General features: G+C 66.8%; 9 protein-coding genes. 5 read left to right on the forward strand and 4 right to left on the reverse strand.

Annotated elements, in window-relative coordinates:
* Nucleotides 1-65: 65 nt before the first annotated feature.
* Nucleotides 66-1,169, forward strand: coding sequence for an alkene reductase (locus M2299_RS10895; protein WP_280884337.1), 1,104 nt, complete (start codon nucleotides 66-68; stop codon nucleotides 1,167-1,169).
* A 46-nt stretch (nucleotides 1,170-1,215) separates the two neighbouring features.
* Here M2299_RS10895 and M2299_RS10900 read toward each other — a convergent pair whose 3' ends face one another.
* Together M2299_RS10900 and M2299_RS10905 are read right to left on the reverse strand one after the other, a co-directional pair.
* Entirely contained in the window at nucleotides 1,216-1,785 is a 570-nt protein-coding gene (locus tag M2299_RS10900) for a hypothetical protein (protein ID WP_100436899.1), read from the reverse strand.
* Nucleotides 1,786-1,819: 34 nt separating this feature from the next.
* Nucleotides 1,820-2,377 (reverse strand): hypothetical protein, encoded by a 558-nt coding sequence (locus M2299_RS10905; RefSeq protein WP_280884338.1) that lies wholly within the window; start codon nucleotides 2,375-2,377, stop codon nucleotides 1,820-1,822.
* Nucleotides 2,378-2,490: 113 nt separating this feature from the next.
* Here M2299_RS10905 and M2299_RS10910 point away from each other — a divergent pair, with 113 nt between their 5' ends.
* Complete coding sequence (locus M2299_RS10910; RefSeq protein WP_280884339.1) at nucleotides 2,491-2,907, forward strand: VOC family protein; 417 nt, start codon at nucleotides 2,491-2,493, stop codon at nucleotides 2,905-2,907.
* 67 nt (nucleotides 2,908-2,974) lie between these two features.
* Here the strand turns inward: M2299_RS10910 and M2299_RS10915 are convergent, their stop codons facing one another.
* Nucleotides 2,975-3,859 carry a LysR family transcriptional regulator gene (locus tag M2299_RS10915; RefSeq protein ID WP_025874084.1) on the reverse strand — a complete coding sequence of 295 codons (885 nt, stop codon included), beginning with the start codon at nucleotides 3,857-3,859 and terminating at the stop codon, nucleotides 2,975-2,977.
* 107 nt (nucleotides 3,860-3,966) lie between these two features.
* Here M2299_RS10915 and M2299_RS10920 point away from each other — a divergent pair, with 107 nt between their 5' ends.
* Nucleotides 3,967-5,019 carry an NAD(P)-dependent alcohol dehydrogenase gene (locus M2299_RS10920; protein WP_025874083.1) on the forward strand — a complete coding sequence of 351 codons (1,053 nt, stop codon included), beginning with the start codon at nucleotides 3,967-3,969 and terminating at the stop codon, nucleotides 5,017-5,019.
* Nucleotides 5,020-5,150: 131 nt separating this feature from the next.
* Here the strand turns inward: M2299_RS10920 and M2299_RS10925 are convergent, their stop codons facing one another.
* On the reverse strand, nucleotides 5,151-6,515 hold the full coding sequence (locus M2299_RS10925) for a glutamate--cysteine ligase (RefSeq protein ID WP_280884340.1): 1,365 nt from the start codon (nucleotides 6,513-6,515) through the stop codon (nucleotides 5,151-5,153).
* A gap of 152 nt (nucleotides 6,516-6,667) precedes the next feature.
* On the opposite strand from M2299_RS10925, the gene M2299_RS10930 reads away from it, so the two are divergent.
* The gene (locus M2299_RS10930; protein ID WP_033831997.1) at nucleotides 6,668-7,372 is read left to right on the forward strand and encodes a VIT family protein; all 705 of its coding nucleotides are present in this window, start codon (nucleotides 6,668-6,670) and stop codon (nucleotides 7,370-7,372) included.
* Nucleotides 7,369-8,193 (forward strand): helix-turn-helix transcriptional regulator, encoded by an 825-nt coding sequence (locus tag M2299_RS10935; protein WP_280884341.1) that lies wholly within the window; start codon nucleotides 7,369-7,371, stop codon nucleotides 8,191-8,193. Before M2299_RS10930 ends, M2299_RS10935 begins: the two co-directional genes overlap by 4 nt.
* The last annotated feature ends 185 nt before the right edge of the window (nucleotides 8,194-8,378 follow it).

Below are 8,378 nucleotides of genomic sequence, written 5' to 3' on the forward strand. Positions count from 1 at the left end.
ACATGTCAACTCCATCATGGTGCTGTCGCGCCGTTGGCGCCCTCCCCCGCTCCGAGATGACTGACATGACCGCCGCCCTGTTCCGCCCCTTCGACCTCGCTGGACTACCCCTGCACAACCGCATCGCGATGGCGCCGATGACCCGCGCCCGCAACCCCGGCGCCGTCGCCAATGCGCTGACCGCCCAGTATTACCGGCAGCGCGCCAGCGCCGGCCTGATCATCAGCGAAGGCACGCCGGTGTCGGCGCAGGGCCAGGGTTACATCGACGTGCCGGGCATCTGGTCGGCCGAGCAGGTGGCCGGTTGGACGCTTGTCACCGACGCCGTACACGCTGCGCAGGGCGCGATCTTCGCGCAGCTGTGGCACGTCGGCCGCATGTCACACGCCTCGCTGCAGCCCGACGGCGGCCAGCCGGTAAGCGCCGGCACGCGGCCGGTGGCGAGCGATCCGAAGAACACCTCGTTCGTGTACCTGGACGACGGCAGCCGTGGCCATGCCGATCCGACGCCGCCGCGTGCACTCAGCACGGAAGAAGTGCCGGGCATCGTCGCCGACTTCGTGCAGGGTGCCGACAACGCGATCGCCGCCGGCTTCGATGGCATCGAACTGCATGCGGCAAACGGCTATCTGTTCGAGCAGTTCCTCAACCCGGTCACCAATGACCGGCAAGACGTGTACGGCGGTTCGCTGCGCAACCGCGCGCGGCTGATCCTGGACACCGTGGATGCGATGGCCGCGCGCATCGGCGCGCACCGCATCGGCGTGCGCCTTGCGCCGAACAGCCAGGTCTTCGACATGCCCGCCTATGCGGAAAACGAAGCCAGCTATCTGTACCTGGCCGAGGAACTGGGCAAGCGCGGGCTGGCCTATGTGCATCTGAACAACAACTACCTGCACGGCGCACCGGCGATCGGCGAGGCCTTCCTCAAGGCCTTCAAGCAGGCCTATGGCGGTACGGTGATCCTGGCCGGCGGCATGACCCGCGAACGCGCCCTGCGCCTGGTCGAGGAAGGCATCATCGATCTGGCCGCCTTCGGCCAACCGTTCATCGCCAACCCGGATCTGGTCGAGCGCCTGCAGCGCGATGTCCCGCTGGCCATCCCCGACCGCAGCACTTATTACGGCGGCGGCAGCGAGGGCTACCTCGACTACCCGCCGGCCCCGTAGATCCACGCCACGCGTGGATGCGGCGCGCCATTCGCCACCGAACACATCACGGCGCCTTCTCGACCTTCGTCGAGTCCGAATCAAAGGTCAGCACACGGGTGCTGATCTCGCCCCTGGCCGAGTCCTTGCGGCTCAGCTCAAGCCGCCCCTGGTTGCCCTGCGCCACCAGGCTGGCGGCAAAGCTGCCCTCGTTGGACAGTGCCGTGATCACGGCGGTGCCATCGGGCGCGACTTTCATGCCCGCCCGATCGCGAACCTTGTATCCCACGCCAACCGGTGCATCCAACGCCATTACCGCGCTGCCGTTGGCCATGGTGCCGATGCCACCGCGCTCATCGCCCTGCGCATCGTAGATGGTCATGCCCGTTGCGCGTGAGTTGCGGGCAATGTCACTGGCATCCTCGGCAATCTGCACGCGCGTGCGCCCTTCACTGTCGAGCACGGTCAACTTGTAGGTACGGATCTCCGGCACTACGCCGGCATCGGGCGTGGCTACGCTGGTCCCGATCAGGGCCAACGATGCGCCCAGCGCGAACATCGAGGCAGCAAGCAGATTCCTGCGGCGCAGCCTGTGTTCCAGGCGTTCCAAGCGTACGGCTATATCCTGCTCATGCATGTTGCGCTCCCTGTTTGCGCCTGTGGTTGTTCCGTCACCTGCTATCAGCCTTCACGTGGATCACACGGGTGGATGCTCGGCCTTCGGTGGAATCCACGCGGCTCACCTCCAACTGTCCTTCCGCCCCCTGCGCGATCAGCCTTGCGGCAAAGCCCCCGGCATTGGACAGGACACCGATGAGCGCCGAACCGTCCGCTCCCACTTTCATTCCGGCCCGATCTGACACGCGATAGCCGACGCCACGCGGCGCATCCAGGGCAACCGTAGCGCTGCCATCGTCGGCGGTGACCATGCCTCCGCGTTCCTGTTCATTGCCATCGAAGATGATCAACCCCGCCACCCGGGCATTGCGCTTGATGTCCAGATCCGGCGCGTCCTCACCGATCTCCACCCGCTTGCGCCCTTCCTGATCAAGCACGATCAGGCGTTGGGTGCGGATCTCCGGAACAATGCCGACCTCCAGCCTGGCAAAACCGCGACCGGCCAGCACAATCGCCATCAATAGGACGGGGGTAGCTACCAGCAGCCAGCGCCATCGGCCTGCCCGTCGCTCCAGCTTGCGTACTCGCGCTTCCACTTCCAGATCCCGCATGGAATCCTCCCTGGCAACGAGGCCACCGATCGCAACGACCGGGCACTCCGGTCCTGAACTACAGTTCGATCCTAGACCGCACATCCGTGCCCAACAACATGACGAAAGTCTCCATGAACTCCGTCACCACTTCGTTCATCGTCAACCTCGACGTGCCCGATCTTGCTGCCGCTGAAATCTTCTACACCGCAGCCTTCGACCTGCGGGTCGGCCGCCGCCTTGGCCCCGGTGCGCTGGAACTGCTCGGTGGCCCCACGCCGCTGTACCTGCTGCAGAACGATGCCGGCAGCGCAGCGACCGAAGACGGCGATGTGCGCGATTACGAGCGCCACTGGACGCCCGTGCATCTGGACTGGGTGGTCGCTGACATCGATGCTGCGCTTGCCCGCGCGGTTGTGGCCGGAGCCGCGCTCGAACGTCCCATCCGCGAACGCCGCTGGGGAACGATCGCCGTGCTGTCCGATCCGTTCGGCCATGGCTTCTGCCTGATCCAGTTCAGCGATGCAGGGTATGACGCGCTGGTCGAATGAATTGCTGGCTGCGTAGCGGGCGCCAATCCACGCATGGCGTGGATCTACTGATGCGGGTGATCGCCATTCACTCGCGCAGCATGTCCACGAACGCACGCAGCGCACCGGGCATCTGCCGCTGTTTCGGGTAGTACAGCGCAAACCCGGCGAACGGTTCGCTCCAGTCTTCCAGCACCGCCACCAGTCGGCCGTCGTCCAGATACGGCCGCGCGGTGTCTTCCAGCACATAGGCCAGGCCGATGCCATCGAGCACCGCGCCAACCACGGTGCCCTGCTCGCACAGCGTCAGCCGACCCGGTACGTCGATCTCCAGGGTCTGGCCATCGCGTTCGAACTGCCACTTGTACAGATGGCCGCTGGCGAAACGGAAACGTACGCACTCGTGCGCGGCCAGGTCGCGCGGATGCTGCGGGGCCGGCCGGCGCCGCAGGTACTCGGGTGAACCGACAATCAATCCGCGCAGCGGCGGCCCCATCGGCACCGCCACCATGTCCTCGGGTACGAACTCGTGCAGGCGTACGCCAGCGTCGTAGCCCTCGGCAACGATATCGACCAGGCCATCGTTCTCGGTCAGCTCCACCCGTACGTCCGGATGCGCGTGCAGGAACCGCGCCAGCCGCGGCCCCAACTGGGTCGCCACCGCCGCCCGCGTCGCATTGATCCGCAGCAGGCCGGCCGGTACCGCGCGGAAGTGGTTCATTTCCTCCAGCGCGTCATGCACCTGCCCCAGCGCCGGCTGCAGGCGCTCCAGCAGGCGCTGCCCGGCCTCGGTCAGGGCCACGCTGCGGGTGGTACGGTGGAACAGGCCCACCCCCAGCCGTTCCTCCAGCGCGCGGATCGCATAGCTCACCGCCGAGGTCGACAGGGCCAGTTCGGCACCGGCGCGGCGGAAACTGCGGTGGCGGGCGACCGCAGCGAAGGCGGCCAGGTGGGTCAGGTTGTCAGTGGCCATGATTGTGCAGTCTGCCTTGATGAATCATGCCGATATATACGCTTCTTACCCCGAGGTACGGAGCGTATTGTAAAACGCCTTTCGACAAACCCTGCCAAGGATTCCCCATGTCCCTCGCCCGTGGTTACGCCGCCCACACCCATACCGACCCGCTGGTGCCCTTCGAATTCGAGCGCCGCGCGGTTGGCCCGAACGATGTGCGCATCGAGATCCTGTACAGCGGCATCTGCCATTCCGACCTGCACCAGGCCCGCGACGACTGGGGTGGCTCGATCTACCCGATGGTGCCGGGCCACGAGATCATCGGCCGGGTCACCGAAGTCGGCAGCGAGGTCACCCGCTTCAAGGTCGGCGACCACGCCGGTGTCGGCTGCATGGTCGACTCCTGCCGCCATTGCGATGCCTGCCAGCACGACCTGGAGCAGTACTGCGCCGAAGGTGCGACCTGGACCTACAACGGCCGCGAGCGTGAAAGCGGCGCACCGACCTACGGCGGCTATTCCGACCACGTGGTGGTCGAGCAGCGCTTCGTGGTCAAGGTCTCCGAAACGCTGGACCTGAAGGCAGCCGCGCCGCTGCTGTGCGCCGGCATCACCACCTGGTCGCCGCTGCGCCACTGGAAGGTCGGCCCGGGCCAAAAGGTCGGCGTGATCGGTCTGGGTGGCCTCGGCCACATGGGCGTGAAGTTCGCCAAGGCGCTCGGCGCGCACGTGGTGATGATCACCACCACCCCGGAAAAGGGTGCCGATGCCAAGCGCCTGGGCGCTGACGAAGTGCTGGTTTCGCGCGATGCCGAGCAGATGAAGGCGCATGCCGGCAGCTTCGACTTCCTGCTCAACACCATCCCGGTCAGCCATGACACCAACCCGTACATGGGCCTGCTCAAGCGCGAAGCGACCATGTGCCTGGTCGGTGTGCTGACCGAACTGGACCCGCCGTTGACCGGTGGCAGCGTGATCTTCGGTCGCAGGAACCTGACCGGCTCGGCGATCGGCGGCATGGCCGAAACCCAGGAGATGATGGACTTCTGCGCCGAGCACGGCATCGTCAGCGACGTGGAGATGATCGACATCAAGAACGTCAACGAAGCCTGGGAGCGCATGGCCAAGAACGATGTGCGCTACCGCTTCGTGATCGACATGGCCACCATCAAGGCCTGATCGCTGCGCTGATGGAATGAAGAAACCCCGGCATTGCCGGGGTTTTTTTTGCGTACGCCACCCGCCGGGCATGGCCCGGCGCTACCGGATTCGTGGCGGGTAGCGCCGGGCCATGCCCGGCGGGCGCATTTTCAGTACGCGAACTCGCGGAACACCGGATCCACGTCACCGTGCCAGCGGCCATGGAACAGCGCCAGCTTGCGCTCGGCTGGGGTCAGGCCGGACTCGACGATTTCCTGCAGCACGTCCAGGAACTTGCTTTCATCCTGGCCATCGGCATTGCGCGCCGCACGGCGCTTGAGCCCATCCACCGAAATCTTCACCGCCTCGCGGGCGAGGTCGCGCACGGTGCCACCGCGGAACGGCAGGCCCATCGCGTGCTTGGGCACGCCATCACGCAGCGCATGGCGCTCGGCCAGGCTGAAGTCACGCACCAGATCCCACGCCGCATCCAGCGCCGTGTCGTCGTACAGCAGGCCCACCCAGAAGGCCGGCAGCGCACACAGGCGGCTCCACGGGCCACCATCGGCACCGCGCATTTCCAGATACTTCTTCAACCGCACTTCCGGGAACGCGGTCGTGGTGTGGTCCGACCAGTCGCGCAGGGTCGGCAGCTGGCCCGGCAGCATCGGCAGCTTGCCCTGCATGAAGTCGCGGAAGCTCTGCCCGCTGGCATCGTGGTAGATGCCATCGCGGTAGGAGAAATACATCGGCACATCGAGCAGGTAGTCGACATAGCGCTCGTAACCGAAGCCGTCCTCGAACACGAAGTCGAGCATGCCGGTACGGTCGGCATCGGTATCGGTCCAGATGTGCGAGCGGTAGCTGAGGTAGCCGTTCGGCTTGCCCTCGGTGAACGGCGAGTCGGCGAACAGTGCGGTGGCGATCGGCTGCAGCGCCAACGACACACGGAACTTCTTCACCATATCCGCTTCGCTGGCGTAATCCAGGTTCACCTGCACGGTGCAGGTGCGGGTCATCATGTCCAGGCCGAGCGAACCGACCTTGGGCATGTACGAGCGCATGATCTTGTAGCGGCCCTTGGGCATCCACGGCATTTCATCGCGCGTCCACTTCGGCTGGAAGCCCATGCCGAGGAAACCCAGCTGCAGTTCGCCGGCCACCTGCGCCACTTCATTGAGGTGGGTGCCGGTTTCCACGCAGGTCTGGTGAATGGTTTCCAGCGCCGCGCCGGACAGCTCCAGCTGGCCCGCCGGCTCCAGGGTCACCGAGGCGCCATCACGCAGCAGGGCGATGGTGTTGCCGTTCTCCTGCACCGGCGTCCAGCCGAAGCGGACCAGGCCGTTGAGCAGGGCCTCGATGCCGCGCTCGCCATCGAAGGTCGGCGGACGCAGGTCATCCAGGCGGAACCCGAACTTCTCGTGCTCGGTACCGATGCGCCACTGCGAACGGGGCTTCTCGCCGGAGGCGATCTCCGCCACCAGTTGCGAGCGGTCGGTAATGGGCGTATCGGCGACGTGGCTGGGGCTCGACAAGGGGGTGGCTCGCTGGACGGTGGCAGGGGATGTGGGGCTGGGAGCCTTGCATCGCAAGGGCGCACTATAGCGTGGCGGCTCGTTACGTCATGCGACGGTGACGGGTTTCAGCATCCTACCGACACCCTCTTGACCCTCGTACACTCAGGGCCATGAGCCGCCATTCACGACATCCCGAGCTGCACCGTGCCGATCGCGTCGGCTGGCTGCGGGCCGCCGTACTGGGCGCCAACGATGGCATCGTCTCGGTCGCCGGCCTGGTGGTCGGCGTGGCCGCCAGCGGCGCCTCGGCCAGCACGATCCTGGCCACCGGCGTGGCCGGCACCGTGGCCGGCGCGATGTCGATGGCCGCCGGCGAGTATGTGTCGGTACAGACCCAGGCCGATACCGAAAATGCCGATCTGGCAATGGAGAAGCGCGAGCTGCACGAAGACCCGCACAGCGAACTGGACGAGTTGACCGCGATCTACCGCCATCGCGGGCTGGAGCCGGCGTTGGCGCGCCAGGTTGCCGAACAGCTGACCGCCCACGACGCGCTGGGTGCCCACGCGCGCGACGAACTGGGCATCACCGAGGAACTGCGCGCGCGGCCGTTGCAGGCCGCATTGGCGTCGGCTGCCGCCTTCACCTGTGGCGCCGCGCTGCCGGTGCTGACCGCACTGCTGACGCCGGTACAGAACGTCGCCACGGCCACCACGGTCAGCACGCTGGCCGGCCTGTGCCTGACCGGCGCGATGGCGGCACGCGCCGGTGGCGCATCACCCACGCGCGGCGCCCTGCGCGTGATGTTCTGGGGTGCACTGGCGATGGCCGCCGCGGCCGCGGTCGGTCGCCTGCTGGGCGCACACGTCATATGACCGGCATGCCCCCCACCGCCAAGGCACTACTGGCGGAGATGGCCAGCCTGGCCGGCTGCCAACGCGCTGAGGGCTATGCCTGCATCAGCGCCCGCCGCGAGCACGGTGCCAGTTCGGTGGAGATTCCCCAGCCACAGTTCGCCATCCTGCTGGAAGGCCGCAAGCAGGTACGTACCGCCCACCAGTCGCTGACCTTCGTCCCGGGCGACATCCTGCTGATCACCCAGCGTTGCCGCATCGACGTGGTCAATACACCGGACCCGCAGACCGGCCGCTACCTCAGCGCGATCGTGCCGCTGTGCACGGAAGTCCTGGCGGCAGCGCGCACGCTGTGGAGCGAGGCCTTGCCAACGGCCGGAGCGGCGCTGGCCCGGCAGGCGCTGGGCGATCACGCCACGGTACTGCGCAGCTGGCGGCAGTCGTTGCAGGACGGCCACTACAGCGAAGCGCGGTTGGCGCTGGCCACGCTGGTGCTGGCGTGGTGCCGGCAGGGCCACGGCAACCTGCTGTTGCCGCACGCACCGACGCTGGGCGAGCAGATCCGCGACCGCATCGCCGCCGAGCCGGCCCGCGACTGGCAGTCTCGCGACGTTGAAGCGCACTTCGCGCTGAGCGGTGCGACCCTGCGGCGGCGGTTGGCCGCCGAAGCCACCAGCCTGCGCCAGCTGCTGACCGAAGCGCGCCTGGCCCATGGCATGCAGCTGCTGTACACCACCGATCTGCCGTTGAAGACCGTGGCAGCGCGCGCGGGGTATCGTTCCGCAGCGAGTTTCAGCAAGCGCTTCGCCGAGCAGTACGGGCTCGCTCCCACAGATATCTAGGGTTCTTCAGCAGGGCTGCGCCCTGCACCCGCAGAGGCAACGGCAACAGCCGAAGCAACAGCAACAGCAACAGCGTGCATTCCGTGGGATGGCGGGGCGGTGTCGGATTGCGGGGACGCCGTAAACCCATCCATGGGGGCTTGGCCGCGGCATCCATGCCGCGGACACCCCGCAATCCGACACCG

It is taken from the genome of Stenotrophomonas sp. 1278 (assembly GCF_029892765.1).
Taxonomy (GTDB): Bacteria; Pseudomonadota; Gammaproteobacteria; order Xanthomonadales; family Xanthomonadaceae; genus Stenotrophomonas; species Stenotrophomonas indicatrix.